Source organism: Flavobacterium sp. W1B, assembly GCF_047344965.1.
Taxonomy (GTDB): Bacteria; Bacteroidota; Bacteroidia; order Flavobacteriales; family Flavobacteriaceae; genus Flavobacterium.
Genome location: NZ_CP178845.1, coordinates 1,365,718 through 1,383,638 on the forward strand (window position 1 = coordinate 1,365,718; position 17,921 = coordinate 1,383,638).

Below are 17,921 nucleotides of genomic sequence, written 5' to 3' on the forward strand. Positions count from 1 at the left end.
TTTTATATTATAATGTTAATAAAAGCAGTTAACGGAAAATCTCCGTTTATACCTGAGGATTGTTATGTAGCCGAAAATGCTACTATTGTTGGTGACGTAAGTTTTGGAAAATCCTGTAGTGTTTGGTTTAATGCCGTTATTAGAGGTGATGTGAATTTTATTAAAATAGGCGATAAAGTAAATATTCAAGATGGGGCGGTTATTCATTGTACTTACAAAAAGCATCCTACAATTATAGGAAATAATGTTTCAATAGGTCATAATGCAATCGTTCATGGTTGTACGGTTAAAGACAATGTGCTGATTGGAATGGGAGCAATTGTTATGGATAATTGTGTTATTGAGAGTAATTCCATTATTGCAGCAGGTGCCGTTATAACGCAAAACACGACGGTTGAATCTGGATCAATTTGGGCGGGAGTTCCTGCTAGAAAGGTAAAAGATATTGATCAGTCAGATTTTGCAGGGGAAATAGAGCGTATTTCTAATAATTATGTAATGTATTCAAGCTGGTTTAAAGAAGAGTGAGAACTTAACAGAATCAAAAATCTTTTTCTATAACGTCATATTTATTTCCTAAAATTTCCTTTAGTACTTTTGAATTTGCATTGGTATAGAAAATTGGTTTTCCATTCTTTTCTGTAGCGAAGCCTAGGTATTCTTTCAAAAGATTTTGCGTCTGTTTGGCTACCGCCTCACCAGAATCAATAATCTGAATGTGATCTGGAAGTATTTTTCGTATCTGCGGAATCAAATAAGGATAATGACTGCAGCCCAATACTAGATAATCTATATTGGCTTCAATCATTGGTGTAAGATAGGAGTGGAGCAGTTGAGTCATTTCTTGTGAATTGATTTTTCCGTCTTCAATTAGTTGTACTAATCCATGACCAACTTGTTCTATTATTTTTGTGCTTTCATACTTTTGAACCGTTCTGTGAAAAAGTTCGCTATTTAGTGTGCCTTGAGTGGCTAGAATTCCAATGGTTTGTGTTTTTGAATTGGTTGCTGCGGGTTTTATTGCCGGTTCAATACCAATGAATGGGATGTGGCTGTATTTCTCTCTTAATTCCTTAATTGCATTTGTGGTTGCCGTATTGCACGCCACAACTATTAGTTTACAATTCATGTGAAGCAAGAAGTCAGTATTTTTCATACTTAATGCAATAATCTCTTCTCTGGTTTTTTGTCCATAAGGCGCATTTTTAGTGTCTGCCAAATAGATTGTTTTTTCATTAGGAAGGAGCTGGTGTATCTCTTTCCAAATTGAAGTGCCTCCAATCCCTGAGTCAAATATTCCTATTGCTTGATTATTTTCCATTTTAACAAAGTTAAGTTCTCTGGATTAATTATCCTAAAAAATTATTCGGGCAAAAAAAAACCGCTCATTCCAATTTTTTGGTTGAGCGGTTAATTATGTTGAGGTTTGTATATTAGAAACCTAAATCTTTTTTTACATCTGCAGTCAAGTTTGGACCATCAGCTAGTAAAAGAGAAGAACCGTCTAAAACATATTGGAATCCTTTAGCTTTTCCTACTTTTTGGATTGAAGCTCTTACTTTTTCCATTAATGGTTTTACGATGTCAGACTCTTTTTGTTGCAATTCTTTTTGAGCATTGTCTCTGTAGTCAACAATTCTTTTTTGCATGTCCTGAACTTCCTTAGAACGATCAACATTAACGGCTTCAGTAACAGTTGCTGATTCAGCTTCGTATTTTTTTAGTTTTGTTTGGTACTCATCAACCATTTTTTTGTATTCAGCATCATAAGTTCCACTTAATTTTTCTAGTTGTTTTTGGGCATCTAGCATTGCTGGCATTTTGGACATGATTTCACTTACATCAACATGAGCTGTTTTTGCTTGAGCATTACTAGTTTGGCTTGCTCCTAGGATAAATATTGCAGCAATTAATAAAGTTTTAATTTGTTTCATCGTTTTTAAAATATTAAGTATTAATTTATTGTTTTGGTTTTAATTTTTCTTCTCTTGCTTTTGTAATGGAATCTCTTACCTGAAGCGTTCTTAATCTTTTCTGTTCAATTGCTTTTTTACGGTCTTCAATTACCTTTTTTCGCTCTTCTAATGTTTTGGCTTTTATATCAGCTTGCTTTTGTATTGCTTCTTCAGCTGCTGTTTTTTTAGTTTCTTTTAAAGTTGTACTATTGTCCGCGTTTGGTTTTGAATCCTCCTTCTTGTCTGTGGCAGAAACCGTGCCGTTTTTTTTAGCTTCTCTATCAGCTAAAATTTTAGCTCTTCGATCTTCAAAGTCTTTTTTCTTGGCTTCTTGGGCTAATTTTCTATCAGCCATGATTTGCTCTCTGGTGGATTTTCTTTCGTCTAAAACTTTTTGCCTTTCTGCCAAGTCAGGATTTTCATCAATTGCATTTTGTTTGTTTTCTAATGCTTCTTCATCCGCCAATTCCTTTTTTGTTAGCGGTTCTCTTTTTTCTGCTCTATTTAATACGCGTAAAATTTGGTCGCTAATATCGTATTTTTTTGCTGCAAAGAGCATTGTTAGGTCAGAAGATTTATCAAAAATAAAATCATATTTTCTTGCTTCTGCAATATCTTGTATAGCAGTGAAAACCTGATCTTGTATTGGCTTTGTTAAAGCTAGTTTTTGAATCATCAAATCGCCATTGGCGCCAAACCTACTTTGTTGATAATCCAGTATTTCATTTTCAAGGAACTTAATTTCGGATTCTCTTTCTTCTATTAGATCTTTTGTTAGTAAAGGTTTTTCAGAATTCAGAGCTTCTCTTAACTTGTTAACATCAATCTTTTTGGCTTCAATTTCTTGTTTCCACTTTTGGGCTTTTTGTTCTAGCTGGACATTGGCTTCATTGTAACTGGGGACATTTTCTAAAATGTATTCCATGTCGATGTAGCCTAGTTTGGTTCCCCTTGCTTGCGAATGGATTGTAGTATTTGCTACAATCGAGGCTAAAAATAGAAATAAAAATTGTTTTCTCATAACTTTATAGTATTAGAAAATTATATGCCAATTTTTTTTTAAAATTGCTGCCCAATAATGAAATGGGTTTCCCATCCATTTGGTTTTGATTGTCCTGGTAAGGCATCGAAACCGTTTGCAAAATCTATTCCCAATAATCCAAATGCAGGCATGAATACACGTAAACCAACTCCTGCAGAACGGCTTAACGCAAATGGATTATAGCTCTTGAAATCCGGATAGGATGAACCTGCTTCCAAAAATGCCAATGCATATATAGATGCAGATGCTTTCAATGTTATTGGATAACGTAATTCCATAGAGAATTTATTGTACACAGTTGCTCCAATTTGTTCTCCAACATTATTAATAGGTGTCAAAGAGTTGTTTGGATAACCTCTCAATTGTATCGTTTCTCTACCATCCATTGAATAATTTGCCATTCCATCTCCACCTACGTAAAAACGTTCAAAAGGAATTGCACCTCTTTCTTGATTGTATGATCCCATAAAACCAAATTCGGTTAATGTTCTCAATACTAATTTACCATAAATTTTGGTGTACCAGTCTGCTTTGAACTTTATTTTGTAATATTCTAACCAATCAAATTTCTTTTGGTCTACTAATGCAGGATCTGCAGCGGCATCTTTATAGTCGAATACTTTATTTCCTGCGGCATCAATATAGTCTCCTATGTTAACCGTATTTCCATTTGCATCAAGTTGGTTAGATCTATCTACAGTGTTTTTCAATTTGTACTCTGCTTTATCTCCTAAAGTAGCATAATTTGTGCCATTAAGCAAAGAATAAGGTGGAGTCATTTTTGCTGTAATGCTAAATTCTGATCCATATGTTGGGAAAATAGGGTTAACTCCTTTGTTACTTCTTGATAGTCCAACTGTATAAGCTAGGTTTCTAGAGGTTCCGTTACCAAATGTGAATAAACCAGTATTGTAATTATTCAAATCATAATGTTGGTAACTGATTGATTGTGATAAAACAAAGAAATCATCCGGTACAGTTAATCTTTTGGCTAATCCAACGGATAGAGTCAGGATATTAAAGCTTTTTTCTTTATCAACTTTATAGGTGATGTAATTATTTAAAAATTGTTTACTATACGATAAGGATGTACTAAACTGTACTGGTTTCTTTTGTCCAAACCAAGGTTCTGAAAAGGAAACACTATAAGTTTGGAAATACGTACTTCCTTGCAAACGTAAAGAAACTTTTTGCCCGTCTCCCATTGGTAATGGTTTATAGGCATTTCTGTTTAATAGGTTTCTGGAAGAGAAATTATTGAAAGACAATCCTAATGTACCTATAAATCCTCCACCGCCATAACCTCCTTGAAGTTCTATTTGGCTGGATCCTTTTTCTACAAGATTGTATTCGATATCAACTGTTCCTGCTGAGGCGTCAACATTTTTGAATTTTGGATCAATTGCTTCAGGGTCAAAAAAGCCTAATTGCCCAATTTCACGAATGGTTCTTACCAGTTCATCTTTACTGTATTTTTCTCCTGGTTTTGTTCTTAATTCGCGGTAAATTACACGGTCATTCGTTTTGTCATTTCCCACAACCGAGATTTTGTTGAAATAAGCTATTGGTCCTTCTGTAACTCTTATTTCAAAATCAATTGTGTCATTGGCTGTTTTTACTTCTACGGCATTTATATTCGAAAACAAATAACCATTGTTTTGATATAAATTGGTAATGTCTTCACCGTCTGGTTTTGACTTATCAGCAATTCTTTTTTCCAAAAGAACTCCATTGTAAGTTTCCCCTTTTTTGATGCCTAGTATGCTGCTAAGTCCTTGGTCAGAATATACGGTGTTTCCTAGGAACTTAATATTTCCAAAGTAATATTTGTTTCCTTCTTCTACATTTATTTTTATTGCTAATGTGTTTTTATCTTTGTTGTAAGCAACGGTGTCAGAAAGAATTCGAGCATCTCTATAACCTTTTTCTTTATAGACAGCAATTACTTTTTCTAAATCAGTCTTGTATTTGTCTTTTATGAATTTAGATCCTTTTAATATTCGGATAGGATTTTTTTGCTTGGTATCTTTCATCGCCTTGCGCAATGTTTTGCTAGATAATTTTTCGTTTCCTACAAAAGCGATTTCTTGAATTTTTATTTTTTCACCTTTATCAACATTAACGACCATATTTACTTGGTTCGTTGCCGAGGTGTCTTTTACGATATTCAGATTTACTTTAGTATTGTAAAAACCGTCTTTTTTGTACTTGTTTTCAATGTAGTTTTTAGTGGTTGTAATTAAGTTTTCATTAACTACTTTCCCTTTATTAAGGCTATTGTCCTTAATTAAAGCTTCGGTTTTGCTTTTTTTAACTCCAACAAATTTTACTTCGTTCAATTTAGGAAGTTCCTTGATGTCTAAATCAAGGTAGATACTGTCATTTTGAATTCGATTGACATAGAATGAAATTTCATCAAAAAGACCTAGTTTCCCCAGTTTTTTTATGGCGCTGCTTATCTCTTCTCCGGGAACTGTGATTTCCTGTCCTTTTTCAAGTCCTGCAAAGGTTACTACAGTTTGTTCGTTGAAGCTTATATCGCTAGTTACGGAAACGCCAGCTAAGATGTATTTTTTTCCTTGGTCAAAAGGAACTTTTTCTTGAGCTTTAATTTGTGAAAAACTTCCCAATAATAATAGGGAAAGGATTGCTTTAGTACTTTTATTCAACACTGAAAATTTATTTAATTTGTTCACTTGTTTTTCCAAATCTACGTTCTCTTTTTTGATAACTAATAATAGCCTCATATAAATCTTGTTCTTTAAAGTCAGGCCACAATATATCAGTAAAATATAATTCTGCATAGGCGATCTGCCAAAGCAAAAAATTACTTATCCTATGTTCTCCACTTGTTCGTATTAATAAATCTACATCAGGTAAATTATGCGTGTAAAGATGCTCATTTATAATTGAATCGTCAATAGAGTCTATTGAAATTATATTATTTTTAACTTTATTACTGATGTCTTTTACTACACTTATTAGTTCTTCTCTTGAGCCATAACTCAATGCTAATGTCAAAGTCATTCGAGTATTGTCCTTAGTTTTTTCTATAACATCAAGGAGTTCTCTTTGAGTAGATTGCGGCATTTTATCCAAATTACCGATAGTATTTAATCTAATATTGTTGTTTTGCAAAGTTGGAAGTTCCTTTTTCAAAGCATTGACAAGGATCTTCATTAAGGTGTCAACTTCTAGTTTAGGTCTGTTCCAGTTTTCTGTAGAAAAAGCATATAGCGTAAGATATTCAATGCCTAGTTTGGCACTTGTCTTGATGATTTCTTTCACTGATTTCGAACCGCTTTCATGTCCAAATGCTCTTAAAAAACCTTGCTGTTTAGCCCAACGACCATTACCGTCCATAATTATGGCTAAATGTCTTGGCAAATTATTCTTGTCTATAGTATCTTGTAAATTCATTTTTTATTCTGCGCAATAGCAAGGTTTTTCGCCAAAGGTATATGTTAATGTTAACCCTGAAAAAACATACCAATCATTATTATTTATATTTCCAAATTGGAATGGTTTCAAATTTTCATTCTTTGGATTGCTACCGTCTAAATTATCAGTAAATGTATAACGTGCTCCAACTTCCATTGCCAAGATTAACCTTCTTGAAATGTTTGATTTTATTCCTACAACCATTGGTATAGCAAATGAATTTGAGTTTTCGTCTTTCTTTGTTTCTCCCGATATATAATAAAACTCTTCATATTTAAAATAGCTTAGTCCGCTATAGACATAAGGGGTGATTTTTTTTCCAAAATGATGAAGATCGAAGTCGAAAAAGTTAAATTCAAGGCCTAAAGATAATTCTTTTAGCCTATTTTCAAAACTATAGCCTCTTTGGTTTCTGCTGGGTTCTTTTGAATCTAGATCGTTTGAACTGATTTTCGATTGGGTGTATGAAAGTCGCCATGAGTGTCTTGGACTTTTATTCCATTTGTACAGCAATCCCACAGCAGGTTCATTAGGGGCAATATAGGTTGTAGGGCCTATGTCGCCAACATAGTTGCTTCCGCCAATAAACACACCTAATTCATGTATTTGTGACTGCATAGTCATACTTAGGAACAGGCATGTGAATAAGCTGAATTTTTTTGTCATTTTAATTAAAAATTGCGTGCAAATATAATAATAATCAATACGAATCAATATCTAATATGTTAAATATGGTTATTATTTGAATAATAAGTAGATAACAGTGATATTGAATGAAAATTGTTTAAAGTAAAACGGATAAAATAGGTTGAATCGTATAGTTTAGGTCCCAAAAAAAATTAATTTCTTTTGTCTTCTCCCCAAAGTAATTTTGAACGAAGCGTTTTTAAGAATGTTTCATCTGGAATTTCGACCATATTGATTTGAAATGGGGTTTTCTTTATGGTTAGTATCGATTCTTTTTTTATGGTTGTTACTCTGGAGTCTAAAGAAACTAAATAGTGCTCCTCTCTGCCTGTTATTTTTAATCTGATTTCGGTTTCATCAGGAATAACAAGTGGTCTTGCATTTAAATTATGTGGCGCAATTGGGGTTATGACTAAGCTTTTTACATCGGGAGTCAGTATTGGTCCTCCACAACTTAAAGAATAACCTGTCGATCCTGTAGGAGTTGATATTATTAAACCGTCGGCCCAATAGGAATTCAGATATTCGCCATTCAGATAAGTTTCGATGGTTATCATCGAAGTGGTGTTTTTTCGACTAACAGTAACTTCATTCATTGCAAAATTAAGTTCCTGAATGGATTCGTTTTCTGGAGAACAAGTCAAAGTCAATAAGGTTCTTTTTGATAAGGTATAGTTCTTGTCGATTGCTAATTGCATAAATTTAGCAATGTTTTCTTTTTGAACAGTGGCAAGAAAACCCAATCTCCCCGCATTTATTCCTAGTATGGGTACGCCTGAATCTCGCACTAAAGTGGCAGCTCTCAAGATAGTGCCGTCGCCACCAATACTTATTAGCATATCAAAACTTTGATTCAATTCGGTATGGGATTCAAAAGTTTTGTATTCTTTCTCAACTATTTTTTTTTCATAAAGAATCTTCAAGAAATTAGATTCAATGACCAACTCTACATTTGTTTGATTAAAAAACACGAATATGTCTCTTATGATTGGTTCGGTACTGTTTTGATAATATTGACCGTATATAGCTATTTTCATTGTCTTGTTTAATCGTTAATTTGGTTATTCGGGAATTTGTTGATTTGATTATGAATAACCGAATCAACAAATTCCCGAATAAGCGTTTACATATTAAGGTATTTGTCTAAATAATCCGAACGCTCCTTTAGATTGTTGATGTAATCATCTTCATTGTGTTCAGATGTGATTTCGTAATTATACCTTCTAAAAGTTTGGATGATTTCGTTTATCGCGCCAAAGGTTATTTTAATGGTCACTTCAACGCTTTCGGTGTCTGACTCGGAAATGAATAAACCTAAGAGTTTGCCGTTATTGCTTTCCACAATTTGTGTGATTTGAGCCATCGAATAATCCAAGATTCCTTTTTTTACTTTTATGATTCTTCCTTGCTCCTTTAAAAAAGGGGTTTCGTGAAAGAAACTCATGATGTCTTCTATTTCGTAATAACCAACATAGATGTTGTTTTTGTCTAAGACCGGAATTAAATTAGTGTGGTTTTTTGCAAAAACTTCCAATACTTCAAGCCAAATAGAATCTGTTTTGGTAAAAAAACCTTCAAGAGTATATTTGTAATCAATTATCTTTTTATCATCGTCAAAAGTTTCAATGTCATCCGATGAAAGACAACCAATGTAAATTTCATTTTCAATCACAGGGAAATGCGAATAGCTCATGTCATTGAAAAAGTCTTTGACAGCGGCAATAGTTTCTTGGCTGTCAATGGCTTTAAAGTCGTTGGTTATGTAGTCCGTAATTTCCATCTTAAATTAGTCCTCAATTTTTATGCAAAATAATCAAAAAAAGGCAAATACACCTACCTTTTACTTTGTATTTTTGCCCTCGTAAAACAGTTGTTTCATAAATAAAAAGTGTACCAATGACAAAGTTAAGTGTAAATATCAATAAAATAGCTACTTTGCGTAATGCGCGTGGAGGAAATGTGCCAGATTTACTAAAAGTGGCTGCCGACATCCAAAAGTTTGGTGCGCAAGGAATCACAATTCATCCTCGCCCGGATGAGCGTCACATTCGCTATCAAGATGCTCGCGATTTGAAAGCAATTGTTTATACCGAATATAATATTGAAGGTAATCCACAACATAATTTCATAGACTTAGTTTTAGAGTGCAAACCAGATCAGGTGACTTTAGTTCCTGATGCTATTGGCGCAATAACTTCATCGGCAGGTTGGGATACTATAAAAAATCAAAGTTATTTGACTGAGATGATTCAGGAATTTCAAAGTCATGGAATTCGTACTTCCATTTTTGTGGATCCTATTCTTGAAATGATTGAAGGAGCTAAAAAAACGGGTACTGATCGAATCGAATTATATACAGAAGCTTTTGCACATCAATATGGTTTAGGAAACGAAAGAGGTATTGATCCTTATGTGAAAGCGGCTGTTTTTGCAAATGATTTGGAGATGGGAATCAATGCAGGTCATGATTTAAGTTTAGATAATATTCAGTTTTTCAAGCAAAATATTCCGGGATTACTTGAGGTTTCCATAGGTCACGCTTTAATTTCCGAAGCTCTTTATTTGGGATTGGATAATGTCGTTAATATGTATTTGCAAAAATTAAAATAAAATGTTGTATTCAAAAATAGAAGGTTCAGGCCAACCGCTTTTAATTTTACACGGATTTCTGGGAATGTCTGATAACTGGAAAACACTCGGGACGCAATTTGCTGCTGATGGTTTCGAAGTTCATTTATTGGATTTGCGAAATCATGGTCGTAGTTTCCATTCGGAAGAATTTAGTTATGAATTATTGGCTCAGGATGTTTTCGAATATTGTCAAGCGAATAATTTAGATAAGGTTGATATTATTGGACATTCGATGGGTGGAAAAACCGCGATGTTGTTTGCAACAAAGCATCCAGAAATGGTAAACAAACTTATTGTTGCTGATATTGGTCCCAAATTCTATCCGCAGCACCACCAAATTATTTTGGCGGGCTTGAATGCCGTTGATTTTGCCAAAAAACCAAGCCGATCCGAAGTTGAAGAAATTTTATCTCAATACATAATTGATTTCGGAACTAGACAATTCCTGATGAAAGGTTTGTACTGGAAAGAACCGGGACAATTGGCTTTCCGATTTAATTTGGAAGTTTTTAATAAAAAAATGGATGAAATAGGGGTGGCATTGCCGGCTGATTTGGTTTTTAATAAACATACGCTTTTTATTCGTGGCGGAAATTCAAATTATATTTTAGATGATGACATCCAAAACATAAAACAGCATTTTCCGGATTCAGCTTTAGAAACAATCCCAAATGCAGGGCATTGGCTTCATGCCGAAAATCCAGTATTGTTTCATCAAATGGTGTTTTCTTTTTTAAAATAAAAGCAACTAATTTAAATTAGTAGTACTTTTATTTAAAATTTTAAAAAAAAACTGAATATGAAATTAATCTTTAAAATTCTGATTACGGCAGCTTTAGTTTTGCTGATTTCGCATATTATGCCAGGGGTTCATGTAGCCGGTTTTACTACGGCTTTATTTGTTGCAATAGTACTCGGTTTACTTAACATATTTATTAAACCCATATTAGTGATTTTTACATTACCAGTTACGATTCTTACTTTAGGATTGTTTTTGTTGGTCATCAATGCGTTGATTATATTATTGTGTACAAATATCGTGGGTGGATTTAAGGTGGATTCATTTTGGATCGCCTTATTATTTAGTATCATCTTGTCCTTATTGCAGTCTATAATGAACGGTATATTGGGCGAAGGGAAGTAATTAGTCGTTTTTAACAACTATTTGTGAAGGTATAAAATGGCAATAACGGCTAATTTTATACCTTTGTTTTTTAAATTAGCATAAATGTCCAAAAAGTTTTACATCTTATTGTTGGTTATGTTTGGTTTCGTTATGATGCCAAGCATTGCTTTTGCATGTGGAACTAAGACGGAAAAATCCTGCTGTAAAAAAGAATCTTCTTCACAAACTAAAAAAGCAGACTGTTGTAAGAAGAATAAAAAATCGAACGAAGGTTCACATAGTGGCTGTGATGGAGCCTGCAAAAATATTTCTTGCAGTCCGGTTGTCCATCTAAGTTTACCAACTTTGTTTTATGCTGAATCGAATCAGCCTTTTGTTTTTTCTCAAAAAAAACAAAATTATTATTATTCAGAAATCTTTATTTCTTCAGATTTCCGTGCTATTTGGCTTCCACCTAAAATAAGCTAAATTCCTTTATTGATAGCCAAAAATGGGTCTAGTTGAAAGCCTTTTTGCGCTCTAAAATCATTAAATTTTAATTCAATGCCGTTCTAATTATAGCAATTTTGCTGTAGTTAATGTCTTGCTTTAAGATTATTTCACTTCAAAAATAATAAAACGATGCGGCAGCCATGTTTGTGAAAGCATAAATGGAAATTATAATATGCTTCAAGCTGGCGTATCGCATATTTCTAATAAAAAAATAAAAAATTCAATATGAAATCAATAAAAAATATATTGATGGCAATGACACTATTGCTTTCAATCACCATTGGGAACGCACAAATTAAAAATGCCAAAACAGAAACTGTAAAAGTTTACGGAAACTGTGGAATGTGTAAAAAGACCATCGAAACCGCTGCAAATCTTAAAAACGCAACTAAAGTAGATTGGAATGTGGAAACGAAAATGCTTACAATGACTTATGATACTAAGAAAACCAATCCGGACGAAATTTTAAAACGTATTGCTCTGGCAGGTTATGATAGTGATAAGTTTCTAGCGCCAGATGCGGTTTATGACAAATTGCATGGCTGTTGTCAATATGATAGAGAAGCAAAAACTGCTGTAAAAGTAGAAGCGAAAAAGTGAATATAAACAATAGGAATGATTCAGTAAATACTGTTTAAAAACAATAAACTAATGTTTAAAATAAAAAATATAATTCTGGCGTGCAGTTTAATGTTGGTTTTTTCAGCAGTAAATGCACAGGTGAAATTGGGAGATACTTTTCCCGATGTCAAACTTCAAAGCGATAAAAATGCTGAGGTTGCGCTAGTTTCTTTCAAAGGGAAAACGGTTTTGGTAGATTTTTGGGCTTCCTGGTGCGGCCCTTGCCGATTAGCAAATAGAAAATTGGTTAAAATGTATGATGCCTATAAGGATAAAAACTTCGAAATCGTAGGGATATCAATAGATACAGACAAAACGAAATGGCTGAATGCTATTGCGAAAGACAAAATGAAGCACCAACAATTAATAGATTCCAAAGGTTTTGATGCTAAATCGGCGGTGGTTTTTGGAGTGGAAGAATTGCCGGCTGCCTATCTTTTTGACGCCTCAGGAAAACTTATAGCGATTAATCCAACTGAGGAAGAGATTATTGCTCAAATAAATAAATAAACAGATGAAAATAGTAAATATAAAATTTTTAGCCATTGCACTTTTGGTATTAATAACAAGTGTAAAATCCTATTCTCAAATCTCTAAAGCCGAAATAATGGCGACGGGATTAACCTGTTCGATGTGTTCGAACGCGATAAACAAACAGTTAAAAGCAATGCCCGAAGTTGACAGCGTTGGCACTGATTTGAATACCAATACTTTTACGGTTTATTTCAAGAAGAACAGTCCATTGCAACCTAAAGTATTGAAAAATGCGGTTGAGAAAGCAGGTTTTTTTGTAGGATCGATGGTGTTGACAATGCCGTTTGATAATTTGAAAGTTGAAGATAATAGCGTCGTTAAAAAAGGCGATGCTTCATTTGTTTTCATTGACACAAAAGCACAGATTTTATCAGGTGAAACTAGAGTTAAAATTTCAGACAAGGGTTTTGTGACTCAAAAAGAATATAAGAAATTGGTCAAATCCTATTCAAAATATCCAACTTATGCGGTAGAAAAGGAAAATGAGTATCACGTAAAAACTTTATAATATGAGGTATTTATCTATTGTTTTCTTGGTATTAATTTCATTTCAAATTAATGCACAGGAACTGTTTGTAGTGACTGAACCTGCCAGTAATGTTCCGGCAGGTTCTATCGGGATTCGTCTTGGTCAATCTTTGATGGAAAAAGAAATCGGTGGCGGATCTGTTTATAGCTTATCGCCGGAAGTAACTTGGGGAATCAATAAAAACTTGATGGTGCGTGCTTCTGCTTTTTCAAACAATGCAAGTAATGACTTGAAAGGAGAAGGAGCTGGAGTATATGCCAAATACCGTTTTTTTTCTGTTGACGATTTGCAAAGTCATTTTCGTATGGCCGCTTTTGGGCGATACAGTTGGAATAATTCACCTATAATGCAAGAAGCGATTGATCTGTCTGGCGGAAATTCGGGTTTTGAAGCGGGTGTGGTTGCCACGCAGCTAATCAAGAAAGTAGCAATCAGCTCTTCGGTTAGTTATGCAAAGGCATCTGACAATAAACCTAACTATGAATTTCCGGAATTTCAAAGTAGTGGTGCTTTCAATTATACCTTTTCTGTTGGAAGGTTAATGTATCCAAAACGATACACTAGCTTTAAGCAAACGAACATTAATACGATGTTGGAATTTGTTGGGCAAACATTGACCGATAATGGGAAATCCTATTTAGATGTTGTGCCTTCAATCCAGTTTATTATCAACAGTCAGGCGAGAATTGATGTGGCATACAAAAAGGAATTGTATAGCTCGATGCTTCGTTTTGCCCCTGATGGTTTTTATTTAAAATTGGAATATACTTTTTTTAATGTTACCAATTAGGCTAACATAGAAAATTGGGATGGCTTTAAAAAAAGGTATCGATGAAATACCAAACTGAATAATTAAATTTTAGAAAATGAAAAATATAGTACTTTCAATGATTGCATTTGCATTCTTATTTATTGGGTGTAATCAAAAAACAGCAGTTATTGAAACCAAATCAGAAACGGAAACCGGAAAAGTTGTTTCCTCTTTGTTAGATATAAACGAAGTAGTAGCTAATTATTTGAAGCTTACAAATGCCTTGGCGAAAGATGATTCTAAAACAGCAGCCGATGTAGCTGAAATTTTATTCGTAACTTTAAATACTCTGAATACTGATAAATTAGATACAAAAGGGAAAAAGGAATATGCTGAAATTGCGGATGCTATTGTTGTACATCTAAAGCATATCAGCGATAATTCAACTGATATCGGTCATCAAAGAGAATATTTTGCATTAGTAAGTAAAGAAGTGAATGATTTAATAAAAACTTTTGGAACGGATCATAAGCTATATCAGGCTTATTGTCCGATGTATGACGAGGGGAAAAGCGGTTATTGGATTTCTGAAACGGAAGAGATTAGGAATCCGTATTTTGGTTCTAAAATGTTAAATTGCGGAAGTATTGTAGCAACTGTAAAATAATATTTTGAAATTATATATAAAAAACATGGTCTGCAACCGATGCATAATGGTAGTGGAGTCTGAACTGGAAAAGTTTGGACTTCGTGCCGTTTCGGTTGAATTAGGGGAGGTAGAAATTGCTGAAACCTTAGATAAAGAAAAAGAAGAGGAACTGAATGGACGATTCTTGGCTTTAGGTTTCGAAATCATTGATGACAAGAAAAAACGAGTGGTTGAAAAGGTTAAAAACCTAATTGTAGAATTAGTACATTTCAAGGATAACCGTTTCAAAACAAATTTATCCGATTATATAGTTGCGGCCATTGGGCAGGATTATAGCTATATCAGTAATTTGTTTTCATTGCAGGAAATCACCACTATTGAGCAATATTATATCCTTCAAAAAATTGAAAGGGTCAAAGAATTACTTGTTTATGATGAATTAAGTTTGAATGAAATTGCTTTTCAGCTCAATTACAGCAGTGCTTCGCATTTGAGCAAACAATTCAAAAAAGTTACCGGTTTGACGCCTACGTCATTTAAAAACCTGAAAGAGCAGAAAAGGCAACCTCTTGAAAATCTATAAAAGATACAGAAGAGAACCAAAATTGTATAAGAGTCTAAGCCGCATTTAGTGGCAATTTTGTATTACTAATTTAAGATACAATATAATGACACATAACTATACTATTAGCGGAATGAGTTGTGACGGATGTCGCGCCAAAGTAGAAAAAACGCTGAACGGCATTGAGGGGATTCAGGCCGTGGTCGTTTTAGAACCGCCGGTTGCCATCATTACAATGGAAAAACACATTCCTACAGAAAGCTTGCAAGAAGCTTTATCTGCAGTTGGTAAATATACGATTAAGATGGAAATGCCAATGGGCACACCTTCTAAAAAGGAAGAAAAACCAAAAGCAGAATCGTGTTGTAGTGCTGTAAAACAAGAGGATAAGCCAACAGAAAAGTCCTGTTGTGGTGCAGAAAAACATCATCATAAAACGGAGTCCCCCATCTTGATAAATGCTCCGGGTAAATATTATTGCCCGATGCATTGTGAAGGTGATAAAGTATATGATGAAGCAGGAGATTGCCCTGTATGCGGCATGGATTTAGTGCAGCAACCCGTTCTCAATGTAAGGCAGCAATATACTTGCCCTATGCATCCCGAAATAATACAAGATAGTCCTGGATCCTGTCCGATATGCGGCATGGATTTAGTCCCGATGGAACCCAAGGAAAGTGAGGAGAACAAGGCTTACCTTGATTTATGGCATAAAATGAAAATCGCTATAATCTTTACGCTGCCCATTTTTATAATTGCGATGTCGGATATGATTCCCAATAATCCGATGATGAAAATCATGGATGTTGAAAAATGGAATTGGGTGCAACTAATTTTATCGCTTCCTGTTGTTTTTTATGCTTGTTCGATGTTTTTTGTCCGTGCTTGGAAATCCATTGTGACTTGGAATCTGAATATGTTTACGTTGATCGGAATTGGTTCTGGAATGGCTTTTTTATTCAGTTTGGTCGGTTTGTTTTTTCCGGATATTTTCCCCGATGAATTTAAAACGCATAACGGAGCTGTTCATCTCTATTTTGAAGCGACGACAGTAATATTAACCTTGGTTTTGTTAGGACAACTATTAGAAGCCAAAGCCCACAGCCGCACCAGTAGCGCGATAAAAGAGCTGTTGAAATTGGCGCCAACAGAAGCCACTTTGGTTAGCGGCGGCGTTGATAAAATAATTTCAATCCATGATATCAAAAAAGGCGATTTGTTGCGTGTGAAACCCGGAGATAAAATTCCCGTTGACGGAAAAATCACTACCGGAGAAAGCACCATTGACGAATCGATGATAACGGGAGAGCCAATTCCTGTTGATAAGAAGGTGGGTGATTCGGTGGTTTCGGGAACCATAAACGGAAACAAATCCTTTGTGATGATTGCCGAGAAAGTGGGATCGGAAACCTTGCTTTCGCAAATCGTACAAATGGTCAATACCGCCAGTCGTTCCAGAGCCCCTATTCAAAAACTAGCCGACAGAATTGCAAAATATTTTGTTCCTATCGTTGTTGCGGTGTCCCTGATGACCTTTTTGGTTTGGGCAAATTTTGGTCCTGAGCCAGCATTGGTTTATGGATTTATAAATGCTATTGCGGTGTTGATTATTGCTTGTCCTTGTGCATTGGGATTGGCCACGCCAATGTCAGTAATGGTGGGTGTGGGTAAAGGAGCGCAATCCGGGGTTTTGATAAAAGATGCCGAAGCCTTGGAGAACATGAATAAGGTGAATGTTTTGATAACGGACAAAACGGGAACACTAACGGAAGGAAAGCCTTCTGTTGAGAAAATTTTTTCAACTCAGAATAATGAGAATGAATTGTTGCAAAATATAGCTTCCTTAAATCAGTATAGTGAACATCCTTTGGCGCAAGCCGTAGTCAATTTTGCGCAAGCGAAAAATATAGCAGTATTGGAAGCCAAAGATTTTGAGGCAATCATCGGAAAAGGTGTTGTGGGAATTGTTGGTGATAAAAAAGTGGCTTTGGGAAACAAAAAGCTAATGGAACAGTTTGATGTAGCAATTTCTCCGGAAATAGAAAACAAGATTGTTGCTGAACAAAAATTGGGAAAAACGGTTTCTTATATAGCCATTGACAATGTTGTTTTAGGTTATGTAACTATTACCGATGCGATAAAAGAAACGACTAAGGTCGCGATAAAAGAATTGATGCGCCAAGGAGTAGAGGTAATTATGCTTACGGGCGATAATGTAAATACAGCGAAGGCGGTTGCCGATGAGTTGCATTTGGCTTCTTTTATAGCCAGTTGTTTGCCGGAAGATAAACTCAAGGAAATTCAACGATTACAGGCCGAAGGTAAAATTGTTGCGATGGCTGGTGACGGGATAAATGATGCGCCGGCTTTGGCTCAGGCCAATGTGGGAATTGCTATGGGAACCGGAACTGATGTAGCTATTGAAAGCGCTAAAATAACCTTAGTAAAAGGGGATTTACAAGGCATTGTAAAGGCGAAAAACCTCAGTCATGCCGTGATGAAAAACATCAATCAGAACCTGTTTTTTGCCTTCTTTTATAATGTTTTAGGAATTCCAATTGCCGCCGGAGTCTTGTATCCTTTTTTCGGATTGTTATTGTCTCCTATGATTGCGGCTTTGGCGATGAGCTTTAGTTCCGTTTCCGTAATTGCGAATGCGTTGCGATTGCGAAATGGGAAGTTGTAGTTAGAAAACTATTAAATTATATGGTGCTGTTTTAATTATTCTAAAAACGATACAATTATGATTGATAAAGTAAAAGAAGTAATGGATTCGGAAGCCTATTCCTTCATCGGATTGCCTTTGTTTTGGTGGGTTTCAATCTTGGTTTTTGCTCTGTTTTTATTAGTAGCGGCTCATATGTATAGGAGAAAAAAATAATTTGTTTAAAAAAGGAACGG

General features: G+C 34.8%; 20 protein-coding genes and 1 pseudogene. 13 read left to right on the top strand and 8 right to left on the bottom strand.

Annotation, left to right across the window (positions count from 1 at the left end; translation table 11 throughout):
- Positions 1 to 12: 12 nt before the first annotated feature.
- Positions 13 to 528: a gamma carbonic anhydrase family protein gene (locus ACMDB5_RS05970; protein ID WP_414000100.1), complete on the top strand. Its 516-nt coding sequence runs from the start codon at positions 13 to 15 to the stop codon at positions 526 to 528.
- A 13-nt stretch (positions 529 to 541) separates the two neighbouring features.
- On the opposite strand, the gene murI is transcribed toward ACMDB5_RS05970, so the two are convergent.
- The 8 genes from murI to ACMDB5_RS06010 form a co-directional block, all read right to left on the bottom strand.
- Complete coding sequence (gene murI / locus ACMDB5_RS05975) at positions 542 to 1,321, bottom strand: glutamate racemase (RefSeq protein WP_414000101.1); 780 nt, start codon at positions 1,319 to 1,321, stop codon at positions 542 to 544.
- 112 nt (positions 1,322 to 1,433) lie between these two features.
- Complete coding sequence (locus ACMDB5_RS05980; RefSeq protein WP_414000102.1) at positions 1,434 to 1,934, bottom strand: OmpH family outer membrane protein; 501 nt, start codon at positions 1,932 to 1,934, stop codon at positions 1,434 to 1,436.
- A 25-nt stretch (positions 1,935 to 1,959) separates the two neighbouring features.
- Entirely contained in the window at positions 1,960 to 2,976 is a 1,017-nt protein-coding gene (locus tag ACMDB5_RS05985) for an OmpH family outer membrane protein (protein ID WP_414000103.1), read from the bottom strand.
- 38 nt (positions 2,977 to 3,014) lie between these two features.
- Positions 3,015 to 5,744, bottom strand: a complete 2,730-nt coding sequence (gene bamA, locus ACMDB5_RS05990) for an outer membrane protein assembly factor BamA (RefSeq protein WP_414000104.1) — start codon at positions 5,742 to 5,744, stop codon at positions 3,015 to 3,017.
- Positions 5,677 to 6,417 (bottom strand): isoprenyl transferase, encoded by a 741-nt coding sequence (locus ACMDB5_RS05995; protein ID WP_414000105.1) that lies wholly within the window; start codon positions 6,415 to 6,417, stop codon positions 5,677 to 5,679. The genes bamA and ACMDB5_RS05995 overlap by 68 nt, the downstream gene beginning before the upstream one ends.
- A 3-nt stretch (positions 6,418 to 6,420) precedes the next feature.
- The gene (locus ACMDB5_RS06000) at positions 6,421 to 7,104 is read right to left on the bottom strand and encodes a DUF6089 family protein (RefSeq protein WP_414000106.1); all 684 of its coding nucleotides are present in this window, start codon (positions 7,102 to 7,104) and stop codon (positions 6,421 to 6,423) included.
- Positions 7,105 to 7,277: 173 nt separating this feature from the next.
- Complete coding sequence (locus ACMDB5_RS06005) at positions 7,278 to 8,162, bottom strand: NAD kinase (RefSeq protein ID WP_414000107.1); 885 nt, start codon at positions 8,160 to 8,162, stop codon at positions 7,278 to 7,280.
- An 86-nt stretch (positions 8,163 to 8,248) separates the two neighbouring features.
- Positions 8,249 to 8,905: a CBS domain-containing protein gene (locus ACMDB5_RS06010; RefSeq protein WP_414000108.1), complete on the bottom strand. Its 657-nt coding sequence runs from the start codon at positions 8,903 to 8,905 to the stop codon at positions 8,249 to 8,251.
- A 116-nt stretch (positions 8,906 to 9,021) separates the two neighbouring features.
- Here ACMDB5_RS06010 and ACMDB5_RS06015 point away from each other — a divergent pair, with 116 nt between their 5' ends.
- From ACMDB5_RS06015 to ACMDB5_RS06070, 12 genes and pseudogenes are all read left to right on the top strand, one after another.
- A complete protein-coding gene (locus tag ACMDB5_RS06015; protein WP_414000109.1) occupies positions 9,022 to 9,735 on the top strand; it encodes a pyridoxine 5'-phosphate synthase in 714 nt (237 codons plus the stop codon).
- A 1-nt stretch (position 9,736) separates the two neighbouring features.
- Entirely contained in the window at positions 9,737 to 10,498 is a 762-nt protein-coding gene (locus ACMDB5_RS06020; RefSeq protein WP_414000110.1) for an alpha/beta fold hydrolase, read from the top strand.
- A gap of 57 nt (positions 10,499 to 10,555) precedes the next feature.
- On the top strand, positions 10,556 to 10,900 hold the full coding sequence (locus ACMDB5_RS06025; RefSeq protein WP_414000111.1) for a phage holin family protein: 345 nt from the start codon (positions 10,556 to 10,558) through the stop codon (positions 10,898 to 10,900).
- Between the two features lie 84 nt (positions 10,901 to 10,984).
- Positions 10,985 to 11,350, top strand: a complete 366-nt coding sequence (locus ACMDB5_RS06030; RefSeq protein ID WP_414000112.1) for a hypothetical protein — start codon at positions 10,985 to 10,987, stop codon at positions 11,348 to 11,350.
- A gap of 249 nt (positions 11,351 to 11,599) precedes the next feature.
- A pseudogene (locus ACMDB5_RS06035) lies at positions 11,600 to 11,962 on the top strand (heavy-metal-associated domain-containing protein); the annotation flags it as partial.
- A 63-nt stretch (positions 11,963 to 12,025) separates the two neighbouring features.
- Positions 12,026 to 12,505, top strand: coding sequence for a TlpA family protein disulfide reductase (locus ACMDB5_RS06040; RefSeq protein ID WP_414000113.1), 480 nt, complete (start codon positions 12,026 to 12,028; stop codon positions 12,503 to 12,505).
- A 4-nt stretch (positions 12,506 to 12,509) separates the two neighbouring features.
- Positions 12,510 to 13,037 carry a heavy-metal-associated domain-containing protein gene (locus ACMDB5_RS06045; protein ID WP_414000114.1) on the top strand — a complete coding sequence of 176 codons (528 nt, stop codon included), beginning with the start codon at positions 12,510 to 12,512 and terminating at the stop codon, positions 13,035 to 13,037.
- Between the two features lies 1 nt (position 13,038).
- A complete protein-coding gene (locus ACMDB5_RS06050; protein WP_414000115.1) occupies positions 13,039 to 13,848 on the top strand; it encodes a hypothetical protein in 810 nt (269 codons plus the stop codon).
- 76 nt (positions 13,849 to 13,924) lie between these two features.
- Positions 13,925 to 14,476 (top strand): DUF3347 domain-containing protein, encoded by a 552-nt coding sequence (locus ACMDB5_RS06055; RefSeq protein ID WP_414000116.1) that lies wholly within the window; start codon positions 13,925 to 13,927, stop codon positions 14,474 to 14,476.
- 46 nt (positions 14,477 to 14,522) lie between these two features.
- Complete coding sequence (locus ACMDB5_RS06060; RefSeq protein WP_414000117.1) at positions 14,523 to 15,041, top strand: helix-turn-helix domain-containing protein; 519 nt, start codon at positions 14,523 to 14,525, stop codon at positions 15,039 to 15,041.
- An 85-nt stretch (positions 15,042 to 15,126) separates the two neighbouring features.
- Positions 15,127 to 17,706, top strand: a complete 2,580-nt coding sequence (locus tag ACMDB5_RS06065; protein ID WP_414000118.1) for a heavy metal translocating P-type ATPase — start codon at positions 15,127 to 15,129, stop codon at positions 17,704 to 17,706.
- 57 nt (positions 17,707 to 17,763) lie between these two features.
- The gene (locus ACMDB5_RS06070) at positions 17,764 to 17,901 is read left to right on the top strand and encodes a hypothetical protein (protein WP_414000119.1); all 138 of its coding nucleotides are present in this window, start codon (positions 17,764 to 17,766) and stop codon (positions 17,899 to 17,901) included.
- Positions 17,902 to 17,921: the final 20 nt, after the last annotated feature.

Bases quoted from the DNA above. Each gene is read 5' to 3' on its own strand.
- ACMDB5_RS06025 (WP_414000111.1), top strand. From the start codon at position 10,556: ATGAAATTAATCTTTAAAATTCTGATTACGGCAGCTTTAGTTTTGCTG.
- ACMDB5_RS05995 (WP_414000105.1), bottom strand. From the start codon at position 6,417: ATGAATTTACAAGATACTATAGACAAGAATAATTTGCCAAGACATTTA.
- ACMDB5_RS06040 (WP_414000113.1), top strand. From the start codon at position 12,026: ATGTTTAAAATAAAAAATATAATTCTGGCGTGCAGTTTAATGTTGGTT.
- ACMDB5_RS06020 (WP_414000110.1), top strand. From the start codon at position 9,737: ATGTTGTATTCAAAAATAGAAGGTTCAGGCCAACCGCTTTTAATTTTA.
- ACMDB5_RS06060 (WP_414000117.1), top strand. From the start codon at position 14,523: ATGGTAGTGGAGTCTGAACTGGAAAAGTTTGGACTTCGTGCCGTTTCG.
- ACMDB5_RS05970 (WP_414000100.1), top strand. From the start codon at position 13: ATGTTAATAAAAGCAGTTAACGGAAAATCTCCGTTTATACCTGAGGAT.
- ACMDB5_RS06030 (WP_414000112.1), top strand. From the start codon at position 10,985: ATGTCCAAAAAGTTTTACATCTTATTGTTGGTTATGTTTGGTTTCGTT.
- ACMDB5_RS06065 (WP_414000118.1), top strand. From the start codon at position 15,127: ATGACACATAACTATACTATTAGCGGAATGAGTTGTGACGGATGTCGC.
- ACMDB5_RS06005 (WP_414000107.1), bottom strand. From the start codon at position 8,162: ATGAAAATAGCTATATACGGTCAATATTATCAAAACAGTACCGAACCA.
- bamA (WP_414000104.1), bottom strand. From the start codon at position 5,744: ATGAGGCTATTATTAGTTATCAAAAAAGAGAACGTAGATTTGGAAAAA.
- ACMDB5_RS06045 (WP_414000114.1), top strand. From the start codon at position 12,510: ATGAAAATAGTAAATATAAAATTTTTAGCCATTGCACTTTTGGTATTA.
- murI (WP_414000101.1), bottom strand. From the start codon at position 1,321: ATGGAAAATAATCAAGCAATAGGAATATTTGACTCAGGGATTGGAGGC.
- ACMDB5_RS06070 (WP_414000119.1), top strand. From the start codon at position 17,764: ATGATTGATAAAGTAAAAGAAGTAATGGATTCGGAAGCCTATTCCTTC.
- ACMDB5_RS06055 (WP_414000116.1), top strand. From the start codon at position 13,925: ATGAAAAATATAGTACTTTCAATGATTGCATTTGCATTCTTATTTATT.
- ACMDB5_RS05985 (WP_414000103.1), bottom strand. From the start codon at position 2,976: ATGAGAAAACAATTTTTATTTCTATTTTTAGCCTCGATTGTAGCAAAT.
- ACMDB5_RS05980 (WP_414000102.1), bottom strand. From the start codon at position 1,934: ATGAAACAAATTAAAACTTTATTAATTGCTGCAATATTTATCCTAGGA.
- ACMDB5_RS06015 (WP_414000109.1), top strand. From the start codon at position 9,022: ATGACAAAGTTAAGTGTAAATATCAATAAAATAGCTACTTTGCGTAAT.
- ACMDB5_RS06050 (WP_414000115.1), top strand. From the start codon at position 13,039: ATGAGGTATTTATCTATTGTTTTCTTGGTATTAATTTCATTTCAAATT.
- ACMDB5_RS06000 (WP_414000106.1), bottom strand. From the start codon at position 7,104: ATGACAAAAAAATTCAGCTTATTCACATGCCTGTTCCTAAGTATGACT.
- ACMDB5_RS06010 (WP_414000108.1), bottom strand. From the start codon at position 8,905: ATGGAAATTACGGACTACATAACCAACGACTTTAAAGCCATTGACAGC.